Source organism: Streptomyces sp. B93 (genome assembly GCF_018070565.1).
Classification (GTDB): Bacteria; Actinomycetota; Actinomycetes; order Streptomycetales; family Streptomycetaceae; genus Streptomyces.
On sequence record NZ_JAGPXL010000015.1, the window covers coordinates 102094 to 120003 of the forward strand.

16 protein-coding genes are annotated in these 17910 nt (G+C 71.5%); 1 reads left to right on the forward strand and 15 read right to left on the reverse strand.

Features of this window, described 5'->3' with window-relative positions; translation table 11 throughout:
- Positions 1-14 precede the first annotated feature (14 nt).
- From KBY47_RS17255 to pyrR, 14 genes are all read right to left on the reverse strand, one after another.
- Positions 15-2171 carry a primosomal protein N' gene (locus tag KBY47_RS17255; RefSeq protein ID WP_210922025.1) on the reverse strand — a complete coding sequence of 719 codons (2157 nt, stop codon included), beginning with the start codon at positions 2169-2171 and terminating at the stop codon, positions 15-17.
- 132 nt (positions 2172-2303) lie between these two features.
- Complete coding sequence (gene metK / locus KBY47_RS17260; protein ID WP_210922026.1) at positions 2304-3512, reverse strand: methionine adenosyltransferase; 1209 nt, start codon at positions 3510-3512, stop codon at positions 2304-2306.
- 238 nt (positions 3513-3750) lie between these two features.
- Positions 3751-4953, reverse strand: coding sequence for a bifunctional phosphopantothenoylcysteine decarboxylase/phosphopantothenate--cysteine ligase CoaBC (coaBC, locus tag KBY47_RS17265; protein ID WP_210922027.1), 1203 nt, complete (start codon positions 4951-4953; stop codon positions 3751-3753).
- A 125-nt stretch (positions 4954-5078) separates the two neighbouring features.
- A complete protein-coding gene (gene rpoZ, locus KBY47_RS17270) occupies positions 5079-5351 on the reverse strand; it encodes a DNA-directed RNA polymerase subunit omega (RefSeq protein WP_003977348.1) in 273 nt (90 codons plus the stop codon).
- A 38-nt stretch (positions 5352-5389) separates the two neighbouring features.
- Positions 5390-5947 (reverse strand): guanylate kinase, encoded by a 558-nt coding sequence (gene gmk / locus KBY47_RS17275; RefSeq protein ID WP_210922028.1) that lies wholly within the window; start codon positions 5945-5947, stop codon positions 5390-5392.
- Between the two features lie 37 nt (positions 5948-5984).
- Positions 5985-6308, reverse strand: a complete 324-nt coding sequence (locus KBY47_RS17280) for an integration host factor (protein ID WP_003977346.1) — start codon at positions 6306-6308, stop codon at positions 5985-5987.
- Between the two features lie 254 nt (positions 6309-6562).
- Positions 6563-7408 (reverse strand): orotidine-5'-phosphate decarboxylase, encoded by an 846-nt coding sequence (gene pyrF / locus KBY47_RS17285; protein ID WP_210922029.1) that lies wholly within the window; start codon positions 7406-7408, stop codon positions 6563-6565.
- Positions 7405-8511 (reverse strand): quinone-dependent dihydroorotate dehydrogenase, encoded by a 1107-nt coding sequence (locus KBY47_RS17290; RefSeq protein WP_210922030.1) that lies wholly within the window; start codon positions 8509-8511, stop codon positions 7405-7407. Before KBY47_RS17290 ends, pyrF begins: the two co-directional genes overlap by 4 nt.
- 52 nt (positions 8512-8563) lie before the next feature.
- Entirely contained in the window at positions 8564-11872 is a 3309-nt protein-coding gene (gene carB / locus KBY47_RS17295; RefSeq protein ID WP_210922031.1) for a carbamoyl-phosphate synthase large subunit, read from the reverse strand.
- Positions 11865-13007, reverse strand: coding sequence for a glutamine-hydrolyzing carbamoyl-phosphate synthase small subunit (gene carA / locus KBY47_RS17300; protein ID WP_210922032.1), 1143 nt, complete (start codon positions 13005-13007; stop codon positions 11865-11867). Before carA ends, carB begins: the two co-directional genes overlap by 8 nt.
- Positions 13004-13564 (reverse strand): hypothetical protein, encoded by a 561-nt coding sequence (locus KBY47_RS17305; RefSeq protein ID WP_210922033.1) that lies wholly within the window; start codon positions 13562-13564, stop codon positions 13004-13006. The genes carA and KBY47_RS17305 overlap by 4 nt, the downstream gene beginning before the upstream one ends.
- Entirely contained in the window at positions 13561-14847 is a 1287-nt protein-coding gene (locus KBY47_RS17310) for a dihydroorotase (protein ID WP_210922034.1), read from the reverse strand. Before KBY47_RS17310 ends, KBY47_RS17305 begins: the two co-directional genes overlap by 4 nt.
- Positions 14848-14852: 5 nt before the next feature.
- The gene (locus KBY47_RS17315) at positions 14853-15833 is read right to left on the reverse strand and encodes an aspartate carbamoyltransferase catalytic subunit (RefSeq protein WP_210922035.1); all 981 of its coding nucleotides are present in this window, start codon (positions 15831-15833) and stop codon (positions 14853-14855) included.
- A gap of 112 nt (positions 15834-15945) precedes the next feature.
- Positions 15946-16539: a bifunctional pyr operon transcriptional regulator/uracil phosphoribosyltransferase PyrR gene (gene pyrR, locus KBY47_RS17320; RefSeq protein ID WP_210922036.1), complete on the reverse strand. Its 594-nt coding sequence runs from the start codon at positions 16537-16539 to the stop codon at positions 15946-15948.
- A gap of 289 nt (positions 16540-16828) precedes the next feature.
- Here pyrR and bldD point away from each other — a divergent pair, with 289 nt between their 5' ends.
- Positions 16829-17329 (forward strand): transcriptional regulator BldD, encoded by a 501-nt coding sequence (gene bldD / locus KBY47_RS17325; RefSeq protein ID WP_210922037.1) that lies wholly within the window; start codon positions 16829-16831, stop codon positions 17327-17329.
- 144 nt (positions 17330-17473) lie between these two features.
- Here the strand turns inward: bldD and nusB are convergent, their stop codons facing one another.
- A complete protein-coding gene (gene nusB, locus KBY47_RS17330; RefSeq protein ID WP_210922038.1) occupies positions 17474-17908 on the reverse strand; it encodes a transcription antitermination factor NusB in 435 nt (144 codons plus the stop codon).
- Between the last annotated feature and the right edge of the window lie 2 nt (positions 17909-17910).

A 17910-nucleotide genomic window follows, 5' to 3' on the forward strand; every position in this document is an offset into this window, starting at 1 on the left:
CGCGCTCACGCCGGTCACCCGATGTCCGGCGGATCGATCCGCACCCGCACCGCCTGCCCCCCGCCCCGCGCCATCCGCACCGCCTGCGCGGCCTTCAACGCCGCCGCCAACGCGGCCCCCCGCCCGGGAGGCACCCGAATCAACGCCCGCTCCCACCGCTCCCCCGCCGGCGGCGCCCCCGGCCGCCGCTGTGCAGCTCCCCCCACCGCCGCGCCCGCTATCGGCACCGGCCCCAACACCTCCGCCTCCACGGGCAGTTCCACCATGCCGAGGAACTCGGCCACCGCCTCCGGCGGCCCCGCCACCGCCGCCATCCGCGACACCGGCGGAAACCCCAACTCGGCCCGCTCGGCCAGCTCACGCACCGCGTGCCCGACGGGATCCCAGCGCACCAGCGCCTGCACGGGCCGCAACGTCGGCTCGGCGACCACCACCACGGTCCCGCCCGCCGCCTGCGGCCGGACCAGCGCCGCCGCGGCGATCCAGCGGCGCAGGGCATCCTCCCCGGCCCGCAGATCGGGCCGCCCGAGCATGGCCCACCCGTCGAGCAGCAGCCCCGCCGCGTAACCGCCCTCGGCGACCGGCTCGGCCCCCGGTGTGCTCACCACCAGCGCGGGCGCCCCGGAGACGGTGTCCAGCACCTGCTCACGCCCCGACGTGCGCACCGGTACGGCGGGAAAGGCGCGGCCCAGCTCCTCCGCGGTCCGCCGCGCCCCGACGATCTGGGCCCGCAGCCGGAAGGCACCGCACTCCGGGCAGTGCCAGGCGCCCTCCTCGCGCCCGCACCAGCCACACGCCAGCGCCCCGGAGTCACGCGCCTGGAGCGGCCCGGCGCACCGCACGCACCGCGCGGGCGCCCGGCAGCGGTCGCAGGCCATCCGCGGAACGTAGCCGCGCCGCGGCACCTGCACGAGCACCGGCCCGTGCTTCAGGCCCTCCCGCACGACCTGCCAGGCGAGCGTCGGCAGCCGCGCGGCCCGGGCGGCCTCGTCCCGGGCAAGGTCGCCGTCCCCCACCGTCCGCACCAGCGGGGCGGCGGCCCGCACCTGCTCCCGGGGGGCGACCAGCGGCCGTGCCCAGCCGCTGTCGACCAGCTGCGCGGCCTCCACGGTGGTGCTCAGGCCCCCCAGCAGGAAGCCGCACCTGTCCTGCGCCGCCCTGAGCAGCAGCACCTCACGGGCGTGCGGCTGCGGTGCGTGCAGCTCGCTGTGGCTGTCGTCCCCGTCGTCCCAGAGGGCGACGAGGCCGAGGTCCCGCACGGGTGCGAACATCGCGGCCCGCGTCCCGACGACGGCCCGCACCGATCCGCGCCGCACGGCGAGCCACTCGCGGTACCGCTTCTCGGGCCCGGCGTCGGCGGTGAGCAGGGCGTGCCGCCCTTCCCCCAGGACGGCCGTCAGGGCGGCGTCGACGCGCGCGGCGTCCCGCCCGTCGGGTACGACGACCAGCGCCCCGCGTCCCGAGGCGAGCGTCGCGGCGACGGCCCGGGCCAGCTCCTCGGCCCACGACGGGCCGGGCAGCGCCTGCCACACGGCGCGCGGCGCTCCCCCGGCCGCCAGCGACTCCACGAAGGCGGGCCCCCGCTCGTACCGCGCCCACGACGCCGCCTCGGGCGCCGGGGGCGGCGGCAGCGGCTCGGGCGACGGCCGCTGCTCGGCACGGGCGCTGCGCGGCGGCACGGCCAGTTGCAGCACATCGGCGAGGCTCCCGGCGTACCGGTCGGCGACGGCCCGGGCCAGCCCCAGCAGTTCCTCGTCGAGTACGGGTTCGGGCGACACGACCTGGGCGAGCGCGGCCAGCGGCCCGGAGTAGTCGGACTCGGCCCGCCGCTCGATCAGGAAACCGTCGATCAGGCCCCCGCCCTCACGGCGCCCCTCCCGCACCCGGTGCCGCCCGGCCCCGAACCGCACCCGCACCCGCACGCCGGGCTGCGCGTCGGCGTCCAGCTCCTCGGGCACGGCGTAGTCGAAGTACCGGTCGAGATGGAGCACGCCCTTGTCGACGAGCACCCGCGCGACCGGCAGCTCCTTGGCCAGCGCGGCCCCGCGCCAGGTCCGCGGCTTGGCCCGCGGCGCCCTCGCCCCCCGCACGCTCTCCCTGATGAGCGCGAGCTGCTCGGGCGGCGCGCCTTCCCCGCCGTCCCCGCTCCCCGACCCGTTGTCGCTGCTCACGCCTGCATTCTCGCAAACGGCACCGACAACGGACCCCGCGCGCGCTCCCCGGGGGACCTCCCGCGTCCCCCACGTGCGACGTGCCCGGCCTCCCTCCAGGGAGAACCGGGCACGTTCGAACAATCGGGTGCCTTACAGCCCCACGGCCTTCCGCAGCGCCTCCACCCGGTCCGTGCGCTCCCAGGTGAAGTCGGGCAGCTCACGGCCGAAGTGACCGTACGCCGCGGTCTGGGAGTAGATCGGGCGGAGCAGGTCGAGGTCGCGGATGATGGCCGCCGGACGGAGGTCGAAGACCTGCTCGATGGCCTGCTCGATCCTGTCGGTGTCGACCTTGTGGGTGCCGAAGGTCTCCACGAACAGGCCGACCGGCTCGGCCTTGCCGATCGCGTAGGCGACCTGGACCTCGCAGCGGGAGGCGAGGCCCGCCGCGACGACGTTCTTCGCGACCCAGCGCATCGCGTACGCGGCGGAGCGGTCGACCTTGGACGGGTCCTTCCCGGAGAAGGCGCCGCCGCCGTGCCGGGCCATGCCGCCGTAGGTGTCGATGATGATCTTGCGGCCGGTCAGACCGGCGTCGCCCATCGGGCCGCCGATCTCGAACCGCCCGGTCGGGTTGACCAGCAGGCGGTAGTTCTCGGTGTCGAGCTTGATGCCGTCCTCCAGCAGCGCCTTCAGCTCGGGCTCGACGACGAACTCCCGGATGTCGGGCGCCAGCAGCGAGTCCAGGTCGATGTCGGAGGCGTGCTGCGAGGAGACGACGACCGTGTCCAGGCGGACCGCCTTGTCGCCGTCGTACTCGATGGTGACCTGCGTCTTGCCGTCCGGGCGCAGGTAGGGGATCGTGCCGTTCTTGCGGACCTCGGACAGCCGGCTGGACAGCCGGTGGGCGAGGAAGATGGGCAGCGGCATCAGCGTCGGGGTCTCGTCCGTCGCGTAGCCGAACATCAGGCCCTGGTCACCGGCGCCCTGCCGGTCCAGCTCGTCCTCATCGCCCTCGACGCGGCTCTCGTAAGCCGTGTCGACGCCCTGCGCGATGTCCGGGGACTGCGCGCCGATCGACACCGACACACCGCAGGAGGCGCCGTCGAAGCCCTTCTTCGAGGAGTCGTAGCCGATCTCCAGGATCTTCTCGCGCACCAGCTGCGCGATCGGTGCGTAGGTCTTGGTCGTGACCTCACCGGCGACATGCACGAGGCCGGTGGTGATCAGGGTCTCGACCGCGACCCGGGAGGACGGGTCCTCGCGGAGCAGGGCGTCGAGGATGGTGTCGCTGATCTGGTCAGCGATCTTGTCAGGGTGGCCCTCGGTCACGGACTCCGAGGTGAACAGGCGACGGGACACAACGCTCCCTGGGGTTGCAGCGGCTGCTGGCTGATCATGGGCGGACGGGACGGGGGCTGCGCCCGGCGTCGTCCGAGAGACAGTTTATCGGTCGCGTTCGGTCACCGGACCCCCGTCTCGCCTCTCGGAAGGCCTGTGACCTGCGGCACGCGCATTCTGCCCAATGGCGAGCCGCCTTGGCCAGGGTCGCCACACCGCGGCGTCGCATCCTCCACCACCGGTTCAGCGTTCCTCGAGGTCAGTCCAGCCGCGCCACTACCAGGTCCCAGACGATGTCCGCCAGCGCCTCCTTGGGTCCGTGCGGCACGGGCGTCTCGCCGCCGTCGGCGCCGAGCACCACCGCCTCGTTCTCCTCGGCGCCGAAGGTCTTGCGTTCGCCGACCTCGTTGACCACGAGGAGGTCGCAGCCCTTGCGCCGGAGCTTGGTGCGGCCGTTGGCCAGGACGTCGTCGGTCTCGGCGGCGAAGCCCACCACGACCTGCCCGGGGCGGGGCCGGTCGGCCGAGATCTCCGCGAGGATGTCCGGATTGCGCACCAGGGCGACGGACTCGGGGTCCTGGCCGTCCTGCTTCTTGATCTTCCCGGAGGCGTAGACCGCGGGGCGGAAGTCGGCCACCGCCGCGGCCATCACCACGGCGTCGGCGTCGGCGGCGGCCTTCAGCACCGCCTCCCGCAGCTGTACGGCGGTGCCGACGGGGACGACGTCCACGCCCGCCGGGTCCGGCAGGCCGGTGTTGGCCGAGATCAGCGTGACCCGGGCGCCGCGCGCCGCCGCCGTACGCGCGAGGGCGTAGCCCTGCTTGCCGGAGGAGCGGTTGCCGAGGAAGCGGACGGGGTCGAGGGGCTCGCGGGTGCCGCCCGCGCTGACGACGACATGGCGTCCGGCGAGGTCGGGCCCGGTCACGCCCCGGGCGAGCACCCGACGGCAGATCTCGAAGATCTCGGCGGGCTCGGGGAAGCGGCCCTTGCCGGTGTCGACGCCGGTCAGGCGGCCGACGGCCGGTTCGATAACGACGGCGCCGCGGCGGCGCAGCGTCGCCACGTTCTCCTGGGTGGCCGGGTGCTCCCACATCTCGGTGTGCATGGCGGGGGCGAAGACCACCGGGCAGCGGGCGGTGAGGAGGGTGTTGGTGAGCAGGTCGTCGGCGAGGCCGTGGGCCGCCTTGGCGAGCATGTCGGCGGTGGCCGGGGCGACCACGACGAGGTCGGCGTGCTGGCCGATGCGGACGTGGGGCACCTCGTGGACGTCGTCCCAGACCTCGGTGGAGACGGGGTGGCCGGACAGCGCGGACCAGGTGGCGGCGCCGACGAAGTGCAGCGCGGAGGCGGTCGGCACGACGCGGACGTCGTGGCCGGATTCCGTCAGTCTGCGCAGCAGTTCACAGGCCTTGTAGGCGGCGATGCCACCGCTGACCCCCAGGACGACCTTCGGCTTGTCCACCGTCTCTCCCCGCACCTCGAAGAACCTACGCCCCCATCACACACCACAGGCCCGGCAGTCGCGCTGCCGGGCCTGTGGAAAAGCCAGCTTCAGGCTGAAAATACTACCGCCGTCGCTGCGGTCGACTACTGCGCCGGGCCCTCGATGGCCTCGGACGTCAGCAGACCCGCGTTGATCTCGCGGAGGGCGATCGAGAGCGGCTTCTCGTGGACGTGCGTGTCGACGAGGGGACCGACGTACTCCAGCAGGCCCTCACCGAGCTGCGAGTAGTACGCGTTGATCTGGCGGGCACGCTTGGCCGCGTAGATCACGAGGCTGTACTTCGAGTCCGTGGCCTCGAGAAGCTCGTCGATCGGCGGGTTGATGATGCCCTCGGGCGCGGAGATGGAAGAGGACACGCTCTACCTTCCGATGGATGGGAAAAGATCAGTCGTGATCACACAACTTCCGTCAAGGCTAGCAGCTCACGCGCCACATCCTCGACGGAGGTGTTGACCAGGGTCTCGTCGAACTCCGGCTCGGCCGCGAGTTCGATCCTCGCGGCGGCCAGTCGGCGCTCGATCACCTCGGGCGGTTCGGTGCCCCGGCCGGTGAGTCTGCGCACCAGCTCCTCCCAGGAGGGCGGAGCCAGGAACACCAGCCGGGCCTCCGGCATGGACTCGCGGACCTGCCGGGCGCCCTGGAGGTCGATCTCCAGCAGCACCGGCTCACCGGCCTCCAGCCGCTCCAGCACAGCCGCGCGCGGCGTGCCGTACCGGTTCCCGGCGAACTCGGCCCACTCCAGCAGCTCGCCGTTGGCGATCAGCTTGTCCATCTCCTCGTCGGTGACGAAGAAGTAGTGGACCCCGTGCCGCTCACCGGGCCGGGGCTTTCGGGTCGTCGCCGACACCGAGAGCCACAGCTCGGGGTGTTCCTTGCGCATATGGGCGACGACCGTGCTCTTGCCGACCCCCGAAGGGCCGGAGAGCACGGTCAGCCGCGGACGTTCACTCATGCGGCGATTATTCCAGCAATCGCCCCGCGCCCGGGACTCAGGAGCCGGTGCTGCCGAACTCGCGCTCCAGGGAGGCGATCTGGTTGGAACCGAGACCGCGCACACGGCGGCTCTCGGAGATGCCGAGTCGCTCCATGATCTGCTTGGCGCGGACCTTGCCCACGCCCGGCAGGGACTCAAGGAGGGCGGAGACCTTCATCTTGCCGATGACGTCATTCTCCTGGCCCTGCTTGATGACCTCGTGCAGGGAGGCGCCGGAGTGCTTGAGTCGATTCTTGACCTCGGCCCGCTCCCGGCGAGCCGCGGCGGCCTTTTCGAGCGCGGCTGCGCGCTGTTCGGGGGTAAGGGGCGGAAGAGCCACGCCTACGTCACCTCGGATGTCGAACTGTCGGATACGGACCGGTGAGGAACCTAGTCGCCCCACACCTGGGGAGCCACGAGCAACACGCTTGCCCGTTCTCTCGTCGGAGACTAGCGGGCAAGTCCGCCAGAGTCAGCGAGAACAGCGGAAAAGTCCTGGTCAGCCTCTGTCAGGACAGTACATTTCAGACATATTGCCCCGGATTTGAGAATGTATCCAGGGCCGGCAAGCTCCCCGGGACCCCTCCGAAGCCCTCAGACCGCCGCCAGGGCCGCCCGGATCTCCTCGGCGAACCGGTCCGCGGCGTCACGCAGCGCAGTCACGTCGGGACCGTGTCGTAGCACCCCCCGGCTGACGTTCGGCACCACATTGCGCACCGCGGAGCCGAACACCCCCGGCAGATCGGCCGGAGTGGCTCCCTGGGCGCCGATGCCGGGCGCGAGCAGCGGACCGTTGATCTCCAGGTCGTACGACGACAGGTCACCCAGCGTGGCCCCGACGACCGCGCCGAAGGAGCCCAGGGGACGCTCTCCCGCGTTCTCGGCGGCCAGGTGCGCCAGCATCGTCGCCCCCACGTTCCGCCCGTCCGCGCGCACCGCGTGCTGCACCTCACCGCCCTCGGGGTTGGAGGTCAGCGCCAGCACGAAGAGCCCGGCGCCGCTCTCCCGGGCCAGCCCGACGGCGGGCCGCAGCGACCCGTAGCCGAGGTACGGCGACACGGTGAGCGCGTCGGAGAACAGCGGGGCGTCCTTGTGCAGGAAGGACTCGGCGTAGGCGGCCATGGTGGAGCCGATGTCGCCGCGCTTGGCGTCCATGACGATCAGCGCACCGGCCGCGCGGGCCTCCTCGACCGCCTTCTCCAGGACCGCGACCCCGCGCGATCCGAAGCGCTCGAAGAACGCGCTCTGCGGCTTGAGCACGGCGACCCGGTCGGCCATCGCCTCCACGACCGTGCGGCTGAACCGCTCAAGTCCGGCGACGTCGTCGTTCAGCCCCCACTCGGCGAGCAGCGAGGCGTGCGGGTCGATGCCGACGCACAGCGGGCCGCGCTCGTCCATCGCGCGGCGCAGCCGGGCGCCGAAGGGTTCCTGTGCGGTCATGCGGTCTCCTTCACGTCGGCGCCGACGGCGTCGGCGAGGGTGGCGTACGGGCTGGTGCGCAGGCGGGCGGCGAGGCCCTTGTGGATCGCGCGGCACCAGAAGGGGCCCTGGTAGACGAAGGCGCTGTAGCCCTGGATCAGGGTGGCGCCCGCGAGGATGCGCTGCCAGACGTCCTCGGCGTTCTCGACGCCGCCGACGCCGACCAGGGTGATGCGGTCGCCCACGCGCGCGTAGAGGCGGCGCAGCACGGCGAGGGAGCGGGCCTTCAGCGGGGCGCCGGACAGGCCGCCGGTCTCCCCGGTCAGGGCGGGGCCGGAGGTCAGACCGAGGCCCTCGCGCGCGATGGTGGTGTTGGTGGCGATGATGCCGTCCAGGCCCAGTTCGACGGCCAGGTCGGCCACCGCGTCGATGTCCTCGTCGGCGAGGTCGGGCGCGATCTTGACCAGCAGCGGGACGCGCCGGGTGGTGACGGTGCGGTCGGCGGCCTCGCGGACGGCGGTCAGCAGGGGGCGCAGCGCCTCTGTGGCCTGGAGGTTGCGCAGGCCGGGCGTGTTGGGCGAGGACACGTTCACGACCAGGTAGTCGGCGTACGGCGCCAGCCGCTCGGCGGACTTCACGTAGTCCTGGGCGGCCTCCTCCTCGGGGACGACCTTGGTCTTGCCGATGTTGACGCCGACGACGGTCCTGAAGACCGGATCGCGGGAGGCGAGGCGGGCGGCGACGGCGAGCGAGCCGTCGTTGTTGAAGCCCATGCGGTTGATCAGCGCCCGGTCGGCGACCAGCCGGAACAGCCGCTTCCTGGGGTTGCCGGGCTGTGGCTCCCCGGTGACGGTGCCGATCTCGACGTGGTCGAAGCCGAGCATCGCCATGCCGTCGATCGCGACGGCGTTCTTGTCGAAGCCCGCGGCGAGGCCGAAGGGCCCGTGCATCCGCAGCCCGAGCGCCTCCGTACGCAGTTCCTCGTGGCGCGGCGCGAGCACGGCGGCGACGAAGGTGCGCAGGACGGGGACGCGCGCGGTCAGCCGGATCCAGCGGAAGGCGAGGTGGTGGGCCTGCTCCGGGTCCATCCGCCGGAACAGCAGGTTGAAGAGAAGCTTGTACATCGTGTCCTCGTGAAGAGGGGGACACCGTTTCCGGTGTCCCCCTCGTGGGCTGCTAGTCGCGGGCCGCGGTCAGGTGTTCCGCGTGTTCCTGGAGCGATCGGACGCCCACGTCTCCGTGGTTGAGCGCGTCGATGCCCTGGACGGCGGCGGCCAGCGCCTGGACCGTGGTCAGGCAGGGCACGGAGCGGGCCACCGCGGCGGTGCGGATGTCGTAGCCGTCGAGTCGGCCGCCGGTGCCGTACGGGGTGTTGACGATGAGGTCGACCTCGCCGTCGTGGATCAGCTGGACGATGGTCCGCTCGCCGTTCGGTCCGATGCCCTCGGACTGCTTGCGCACGACCGTGGCGTTGATGCCGTTGCGCTTGAGGACCTCGGCGGTGCCGGAGGTGGCGAGCAGTTCGAAGCCGTGCGCGACCAGTTCCCGGGCCGGGAAGATCATCGACCGCTTGTCGCGGTTGGCGACCGAGATGAAGGCGCGGCCCTTGGTCGGCAGCGGGCCGTAGGCACCGGCCTGCGACTTGGCGTACGCCGTGCCGAAGACGGAGTCGATGCCCATGACCTCGCCGGTGGAGCGCATCTCCGGGCCGAGGACGGTGTCGACGCCGCGGCCGTGGATGTCGCGGAAGCGCGACCACGGCATGACGGCCTCCTTGACGGAGATCGGCGCGTCCAGCGGCAGTTCGCCGCCGTCGCCCTCCTTGGGCAGCAGCCCCTCCGCGCGCAGTTCGGCGATGGTCGCGCCCAGCGAGATCCGGGCGGCGGCCTTCGCCAGCGGCACGGCCGTCGCCTTGGAGGTGAAGGGGACGGTGCGCGACGCGCGCGGGTTGGCCTCCAGGACGTAGAGGATGTCCCCGGCGAGCGCGAACTGGATGTTGATCAGGCCGCGCACGCCGACGCCCTTGGCGATGCCCTCGGTGGAGGCGCGCAGCCGCTTGATGTCGAAGCCACCGAGGGTGATCGGGGGCAGCGCGCACGCGGAGTCGCCGGAGTGGATGCCGGCCTCCTCGATGTGCTCCATCACACCGCCGAGGTACAGCTCCTCGCCGTCGTAGAGGGCGTCGACGTCGATCTCGATGGCGTCGTCCAGGAACCGGTCGACGAGGACCGGCCGGGAGGGGCTGATCTCCGTGGACTCGGCGATGTAGGACGACAGCCGGGCCTCGTCGTAGACGATCTCCATGCCGCGCCCGCCGAGCACGTACGACGGCCGCACCAGGACCGGGTAGCCGATCTCGTCGGCGATGGCCTTGGCCTCGGCGAAGGTGGTGGCGGTGCCGTGCTTGGGGGCGGGCAGGCCCGCCTCGGCGAGGACGCGGCCGAAGGCGCCGCGGTCCTCGGCGGCGTGGATGGCCTCGGGCGAGGTGCCGACGATCGGTACGCCGTTGTCCTTCAGGGCCTGCGACAGGCCCAGCGGGGTCTGGCCGCCGAGTTGGACGACGACACCCGCGACGGGTCCGGCCTGCTGCTCGGCGTGGACGATCTCCAGCACGTCCTCCAGCGTCAGCGGCTCGAAGTACAGACGGTCGGAGGTGTCGTAGTCCGTGGAGACCGTCTCCGGGTTGCAGTTGACCATCACGGTCTCGTACCCGGCGTCGGAGAGCGCGAAGGAGGCGTGGACGCAGGAGTAGTCGAACTCGATGCCCTGGCCGATGCGGTTGGGGCCGGAGCCCAGGATGATCACCGCGGGCTTCTCGCGGGGCGCGACCTCGGTCTCCTCGTCGTAGGAGGAGTAGAAGTACGGCGTCCTGGCGGCGAACTCGGCGGCGCAGGTGTCGACGGTCTTGTAGACCGGGCGGATGCCGAGCGCGTGCCGCACCTCGCGGACCACGTCCTCCCTCAGGCCCCGGATCTCGCCGATCTGGACGTCGGAGAAGCCGTGCCGCTTGGCCTCGGCGAACAGCTCCGGGGTCAGCTCGGGGGCGGCGGCCAGCTCGTCGGCGATCTCCTTGATCAGGAAGAGCTGGTCGACGAACCAGGGGTCGATCTTCGTGTACTCGAAGACCTCCTCGGGCGTGGCGCCCGCGCGGATGGCCGCCATGACGGTGTTGATACGGCCGTCGGTGGGCCGGACGGACGCCTCAAGCAGCGTCCGCTTGTCGCCCGGGTCGCCCACGAACGTGAACTGGCTGCCCTTCTTCTCCAGCGAGCGCAGCGCCTTCTGGAAGGCCTCGGTGAAGTTGCGGCCGATGGCCATGGCCTCGCCGACCGACTTCATGGTGGTGGTCAGCGTGGCGTCGGCCTGCGGGAACTTCTCGAAGGCGAACCGGGGAGCCTTGACGACCACGTAGTCCAGGGTCGGCTCGAAGGAGGCCGGGGTCTCCTGGGTGATGTCGTTCGGGATCTCGTCGAGGGTGTAGCCCACGGCGAGCTTGGCGGCGATCTTGGCGATCGGGAAGCCGGTCGCCTTGGACGCGAGCGCCGAGGACCGCGACACGCGCGGGTTCATCTCGATGACGATGACCCGCCCGTCGACGGGGTTGACCGCGAACTGGATGTTGCAGCCGCCGGTGTCGACGCCGACCTCACGGATGATGGCGATGCCGACGTCGCGCAGCACCTGGTACTCGCGGTCGGTGAGCGTCATCGCGGGGGCGACGGTGATGGAGTCGCCGGTGTGCACGCCCATCGGGTCGAAGTTCTCGATGGAGCAGACGACCACGACGTTGTCGTGCTTGTCGCGCATCAGCTCCAGCTCGTACTCCTTCCAGCCGAGGATGGACTCCTCCAGGAGCACCTCGGTGGTCGGCGAGAGCGTGAGGCCCTGACCGGCGATGCGGCGCAGTTCCTCCTCGTCGTGCGCGAAGCCGGAACCGGCGCCGCCCATGGTGAAGGAGGGGCGTACGACGACGGGGTAGCCGCCGAGCTGCTCGACCCCGGCGAGGACGTCGTCCATGGAGTGGCAGATCACCGAGCGGGCGGACTCGCCGTGCCCGGTCTTCCTGCGGACCTCCTCCACGACCTCCTTGAACTGGTCGCGGTCCTCGCCCTTGTGGATGGCCTCCACCTTGGCGCCGATCAGTTCGACGCCGTACTTCTCCAGGACGCCGTTGTCGTGCAGGGAGATCGCGGTGTTGAGGGCCGTCTGGCCGCCCAGGGTGGGCAGCAGCGCGTCGGGCCGCTCCTTGGCGATGATCTTCTCGACGAACTCGGGGGTGATCGGCTCGACGTAGGTCGCGTCGGCGATCTCCGGGTCGGTCATGATCGTCGCCGGGTTGGAGTTGACCAGGATGACCCGCAGGCCCTCGGCCTTGAGGACGCGGCACGCCTGGGTGCCGGAGTAGTCGAACTCGGCGGCCTGGCCGATGACGATCGGGCCGGAGCCGATGACCAGGACGGACTGGATATCGGTGCGCTTAGGCACGCTGGCCCTCCATGAGCTTCACGAAGCGGTCGAACAGGTAGGCGGCGTCGTGCGGGCCCGCTGCCGCTTCGGGGTGGTACTGGACGCTGAAGGCCGGGCGGTCGAGGAGCTGGAGCCCTTCCACCACGTTGTCGTTGAGGCAGACGTGGGAGACCTCGGCGCGGCCGTAGGGGGTGTCGGAGACCTGGTCGAGCGGGGCGTCGACGGCGAAGCCGTGGTTGTGCGCGGTGACCTCGACCTTGCCGGTCGTACGGTCCTGCACGGGCTGGTTGATGCCGCGGTGGCCGTACTTCAGCTTGTAGGTGCCGAAGCCGAGCGCGCGCCCGAGGATCTGGTTGCCGAAGCAGATGCCGAACAGGGGCGTGCCGCGCTCCAGGACGCCCCGCATGACGGAGACGGCGTGGTCGGCGGTGGCGGGGTCGCCGGGGCCGTTGGAGAAGAACACGCCGTCGGGCTGGACGGCGTACACGTCGTCGACGCCGGCGGTGGCGGGCAGGACGTGCACCTCGATGCCGCGCTCGGCCATGCGGTGCGGGGTCATGCCCTTGATGCCGAGGTCGACGGCGGCGACGGTGAACTTCTTCTCGCCGATGGCGGGGACGACGTACGGCTCCTTGGTGGCGACCTCCGCCGACAGGTTCGCGCCGGTCATCTCGGGGGCCTGGCGGACCTCGGCGAGCATGGTGCCCTCGTCGGGCAGCGCGTTGCCGGAGAAGATGCCGACCCGCATGGCGCCGCGCTCGCGCAGGTGCCGGGTGAGCGCGCGGGTGTCGATGCCGCTGATGCCGACGACGCCCTGCGCGGCCAGTTCCTCGTCCAGGGAGCGCCGGGAGCGCCAGTTGGACGGCACGCGCGCGGGGTCGCGCACGACGTAGCCCGCGACCCAGATCCGCTTGGACTCGGGGTCCTCGTCGTTGACGCCGGTGTTGCCGACGTGCGGGGCGGTCATCACGACGACCTGGCGGTGGTACGACGGGTCCGTCAGGGTCTCCTGGTAGCCGGTCATGCCGGTGGAGAACACCGCTTCGCCGAAGGTCTCCCCCACGGCCCCGTAGGCACGGCCGCGGAAGGTCCGGCCGTCCTCCAGGACGAGTACGGCGGGAACCTTGGCGGTTCCCCTGGTGGAGGTCGTCATCGTGCGCCTTCCGTCTTGTTGATCATGTCGTTCAGGGTGGCGACCCATGCGCCGTGCTCGGCCGCGCGGTCGGAGCGGAAGCCGGAGTCGATCAGCTTGTCGCCGTGCGCCCAGGTCACCACCAGCAGTCCGCCCTCGGTGAGGACCTTGCCCGCGATGCCCTTGTCGAGCCGGGCCTCGCGCAGCGCGGCGGCGGGGACGAAGAAGTCGGCCGCTCCGGGGCGTACGACGTCCAGTCCGGCGTCCGTCAGGGTCAGCTCGACCCGGCTGCGGGTGCCGAGGCCGTGCGCCACGATGCGGTCGAGCCACTGACCGGCGGTGGTGGAGCCGTGGTAGCGGCCCTCCATGGTCAGTCTCGCCTCGCCGGGCGTCTCCGGCGCGCTGGGCAGCTCCGGCAGGTCGCCCTGGAGGGTGCCGCGCCACTTCCAGCCCTCGCGCATCAGCCAGTAGACGAGCGCGACGAACAGTGCGAGACCGATGACCCAGCCGATCCGCGCGGCCCAGTCGGTCACTTCCGCCGATTCCTTCTCGGCGGCCAGCAGGATTACGGATGTCACGTGAGCTTCCCGTCGACGAGGGTGGCCTTGCCCCGCAGCCAGGTGTGCGTGACACGGCCCGGCAGCTCACGCCCCTCGTACGGGGTGTTGCGGCTGCGCGAGGCGAAGCCCGCGGGGTCCACGGAGCCACGGTATTCCGTGTCGACGAGGGTGAGGTTGGCGGGCTCACCTGCCGAGACGGGACGGCCGTGGCCCGTGGCCTGACCGATCCGGGCGGGCTTGAAGGACATCCGGTCGGCCACCCCGGCCCAGTCCAGCAGGCCCGTCTCCACCATCGTCTCCTGGACCACTGACAACGCGGTCTCCAGGCCGACCATGCCCATGGCGGCCGCGGCCCACTCGCAGTCCTTGTCCTCGTGCGGGTGCGGGGCGTGGTCGGTGGCGACGATGTCGATCGTGCCGTCGGCGAGGGCCTCGCGCAGCGCCAGCACGTCCCGCTCGGTGCGCAGCGGCGGGTTCACCTTGTAGACGGGGTTGTAGCTGCGGACCATCTCCTCCGTGAGGAGGAGGTGGTGCGGGGTGACCTCGGCGGTGACGTCGATGCCGCGCGACTTGGCCCAGCGCACGATCTCCACGGACCCGGCGGTCGACAGGTGGCAGATGTGCACGCGCGAGCCGACGTGCTCGGCGAGCAGCACGTCGCGCGCGATGATCGACTCCTCGGCGACGGCGGGCCAGCCGCCGAGCCCGAGTTCGGCGGAGACGACACCCTCGTTCATCTCGGCGCCCTCGGTGAGCCGGGGCTCCTGCGCGTGCTGGGCGACGACACCGCCGAAGGCCTTCACGTACTCCAGCGCCCGGCGCATGATCACGGCGTCGTGGACGCACTTGCCGTCGTCGGAGAAGACGGTGACCCCGGCCGCCGACTCGTGCATGGCGCCCAGCTCGGCGAGCTTCCTGCCGTCCAGGCCGACGGTGACGGCGCCGATGGGCTGCACGTCGCAGTAGCCGTGCTCCTGGCCGAGCCGGTAGACCTGCTCGACGACTCCGGCGGTGTCCGCGACGGGGAAGGTGTTGGCCATGGCGAACACGGCGGTGTAGCCACCGGAGGCGGCGGCACGGGTGCCGGTGAGGACGGTCTCGGAGTCCTCGCGGCCGGGCTCGCGCAGATGGGTGTGCAGGTCGACCAGGCCCGGCAGCAGCACCTTGCCGTCGGCGTCGATGACCTGATCGGCCTCCGCCTTCGGGATCACGCCGACCTCGGCGATGGTCTCGCCGTCGATCAGGACGTCCTGCGCCTCGCCGCCGAGCACCTTCGCACCACGGATCAGGATCTTGCTCATGGGTCTTACTTCTCCTCGTTGGTGCGGGCGTGGGTGACGGCGGGCTCGTTGCCGCCCAGCAGCAGGTAGAGCACGGCCATGCGGATGGAGACGCCGTTGGCGACCTGCTCGACGACGGTGCAGCGGTCGGAGTCGGCGACCTCGGCGGTGATCTCCATGCCGCGGACCATCGGGCCGGGGTGCATCACGATGGCGTGCTCGGGCATCCGCGCCATGCGGTCGCCGTCGAGGCCGTAGCGGCGGGAGTACTCGCGCTCGGTGGGGAAGAACGCGGCGTTCATCCGTTCGCGCTGGACGCGCAGCATCATCACGGCGTCGGACTTGGTGAGCGTGGAGTCGAGGTCGTAGGAGACCTCGCAGGGCCAGGTCTCCACGCCGACCGGCACCAGGGTGGGCGGGGCGACGAGGGTGACCTCGGCGCCGAGGGTGTGCAGCAGGTCGACGTTGGAGCGGGCGACGCGGCTGTGCAGGACGTCGCCGACGATGGTGATCCGGCGCCCGGACAGGTCCTGCCCGATCCCGGCGTCCCGGCCGACCAGGCGGCGGCGCATGGTGAACGCGTCCAGCAGGGCCTGGGTGGGGTGCTGGTGGGTGCCGTCCCCGGCGTTGATGACTGCGGCGTCGATCCAGCCGGAGTTGGCCAGCCGGTACGGCGCCCCCGAGGCCCCGTGCCGGATGACCACGGCGTCGACGCCCATGGCCTCCAGCGTCTGGGCGGTGTCCTTCAGGGACTCGCCCTTGGAGACGCTGGAGCCCTTGGCGGTGAAGTTGATGACGTCCGCGGAGAGCCGCTTCTCGGCGGCCTCGAAGGAGATCCGGGTGCGGGTGGAGTCCTCGAAGAAGAGGTTGACCACGGTGCGGCCGCGCAGGGTCGGCAGCTTCTTGATGGGCCGGTCCGCGACCCGGGCCATCTCCTCGGCGGTGTCGAGGATCAGGACGGCGTCGTCGCGGGTGAGGTCGGCGGCCGAGATGAGATGACGCTGCATCTGTCAGGCTCCGTAAGGCAGTTCGTTCGGGAGAACGGGAGATTTCGGGGCAGACGGGCGCGCCTCGGGGCGCACCGGGGCAGGCGTACGGCGGTGGCGTACGCCTCGGCTGCTACTGGGGGTCCGGCTTGGCGCCGAGCAGCACGGTGTCGCGACCGTCCTCCTCGGCGAGCTGGACCTTGACCGTCTCCCGCAGCGACGTGGGGAGGTTCTTGCCGACGTAGTCGGCGCGGATGGGCAGTTCGCGGTGGCCGCGGTCGACGAGGACCGCGAGCTGCACGGCGCGCGGGCGCCCGATGTCGTTCAGCGCGTCGAGGGCGGCGCGGATGGTGCGGCCGGAGAACAGCACGTCGTCGACGAGGACCACGAGACGGCCGTCGATGCCGTCACCGGGGATCTCGGTGCGGGCCAGGGCGCGCGGCGGGTGCATGCGCAGGTCGTCGCGGTACATGGTGATGTCCAGCGAGCCGCAGGGCACCTTGCGCTCGGTGATCTGCTCCAGCTTGGCGGCGAGCCGCTGGGCGAGGAAGACGCCCCGGGTCGGGATGCCGAGGAGCACCACGTCGTCGGCGCCCTTGGCGCGTTCGACGATCTCGTGGGCGATGCGGGTCAGCACCCGCGCGATGTCGGGGCCTTCGAGAACGGGCCGGGCGTCGGACGACGGCTGCGCGTCCTGCTGCCTGCCCTGCTCTTCCTGCTTGTCCATACGAAACGGACCTCCTTCTCCGCCTCACGGGACGGACCTTAAAGGACGTCGGGATTGCGCCATCCACGGTAGCAGGCCACCACGACACCCCTGACAGCGCCCCGGATCACCCCCTCGACCGCCCCAGAACCACCCGTTCGGCCCAACCGGCGACCGATACCACGGAAGCGTCGGTGCGGACCATTCGGCTTGACGCGAGAGAGTAACGCTGCGTAACCTCACAGTGAGTTACCAACTGCGCGGCATGGAAGACGGCCAGGCCGCGTCGACACAGTGTCCGGGGAGCTATATGTCCAGCGAATACGCCAAACAGCTCGGGGCCAAGCTCCGGGCCATCCGCACCCAGCAGGGCCTTTCCCTCCACGGTGTCGAGGAGAAGTCCCAGGGACGCTGGAAGGCGGTCGTGGTCGGTTCGTACGAGCGTGGCGACCGCGCCGTGACCGTGCAGCGCCTTGCGGAGCTGGCGGATTTCTACGGCGTTCCGGTGCAGGAACTGCTGCCGGGCACCACCCCGGGCGGTGCCGCCGAGCCGCCGCCGAAGCTGGTCCTCGACCTGGAGCGGCTGGCCACGGTCCCGGCCGAGAAGGCGGGCCCGCTCCAGCGTTACGCGGCGACGATCCAGTCCCAGCGCGGTGACTACAACGGCAAGGTGCTGTCGATCCGCCAGGACGACCTGCGCACACTCGCCGTCATCTACGACCAGTCCCCCTCGGTCCTCACCGAGCAGCTGATCAGCTGGGGCGTGCTGGACGCGGACGCCCGCCGCGCGGTCTCCCACGAGGAGGCCTGACCGCTCAGGTCGGCGCCCGGAGCACGCAGAAACGTACCGCCGGGGTGCTCGGCGGCCACGAGAACGCCGAAGGGGCCACAGCAGCACGCTGTGGCCCCTTCGGCGTCTTGTCTTCGGCTCGCGGCCGGCCCCGACCGGCCTGGATCAGTCCCCGGTGCGCCGCAGCGAGGGCTTGAGGTCCTTCAGCCGGCCCAGCAGACCGTTGACGAACGACGGCGACTCGTCCGTGGAGAACTCCTTGGCGAGCTGCACCATCTCGTCCAGCACGACCGCGTCCGGGGTCTCGTCGACCCAGATCAGCTCGTACGCGCCGAGCCGCAGGATGTTGCGGTCGACCACCGGCATCCGGTCGAGCGTCCAGCCGACGGCGTACTGGGCGATCAGTTCGTCGATCCGGGTCGCGTGCTCCGCGTAGCCCTCGACCAGCTGCATCGTGTACTCGCTCACCGGCGGCTGCCGGGTGTCGGTCCGGGACAGCCGGATCCAGTCCGCGAGGACCGTCAGGACGTCGGCACCGCGCTGGTCGCCCTCGAAGAGAATCTGGAAGGCGCGCTTGCGGGCCGTGTTGCGGGCAGCCACGG

Excerpts from the sequence above, each read along its gene's own strand:
- gmk (WP_210922028.1), bottom strand. The coding sequence starts at position 5,947 with ATGAGTGAACGTCCGCGGCTGACCGTGCTCTCCGGCCCTTCGGGGGTC.
- pyrF (WP_210922029.1), bottom strand. The coding sequence starts at position 7,408 with ATGACCGCACAGGAACCCTTCGGCGCCCGGCTGCGCCGCGCGATGGAC.
- KBY47_RS17290 (WP_210922030.1), bottom strand. The coding sequence starts at position 8,511 with ATGTACAAGCTTCTCTTCAACCTGCTGTTCCGGCGGATGGACCCGGAG.
- carA (WP_210922032.1), bottom strand. The coding sequence starts at position 13,007 with ATGACGACCTCCACCAGGGGAACCGCCAAGGTTCCCGCCGTACTCGTC.
- KBY47_RS17310 (WP_210922034.1), bottom strand. The coding sequence starts at position 14,847 with ATGAGCAAGATCCTGATCCGTGGTGCGAAGGTGCTCGGCGGCGAGGCG.
- KBY47_RS17315 (WP_210922035.1), bottom strand. The coding sequence starts at position 15,833 with ATGCAGCGTCATCTCATCTCGGCCGCCGACCTCACCCGCGACGACGCC.
- pyrR (WP_210922036.1), bottom strand. The coding sequence starts at position 16,539 with ATGGACAAGCAGGAAGAGCAGGGCAGGCAGCAGGACGCGCAGCCGTCG.
- bldD (WP_210922037.1), top strand. The coding sequence starts at position 16,829 with ATGTCCAGCGAATACGCCAAACAGCTCGGGGCCAAGCTCCGGGCCATC.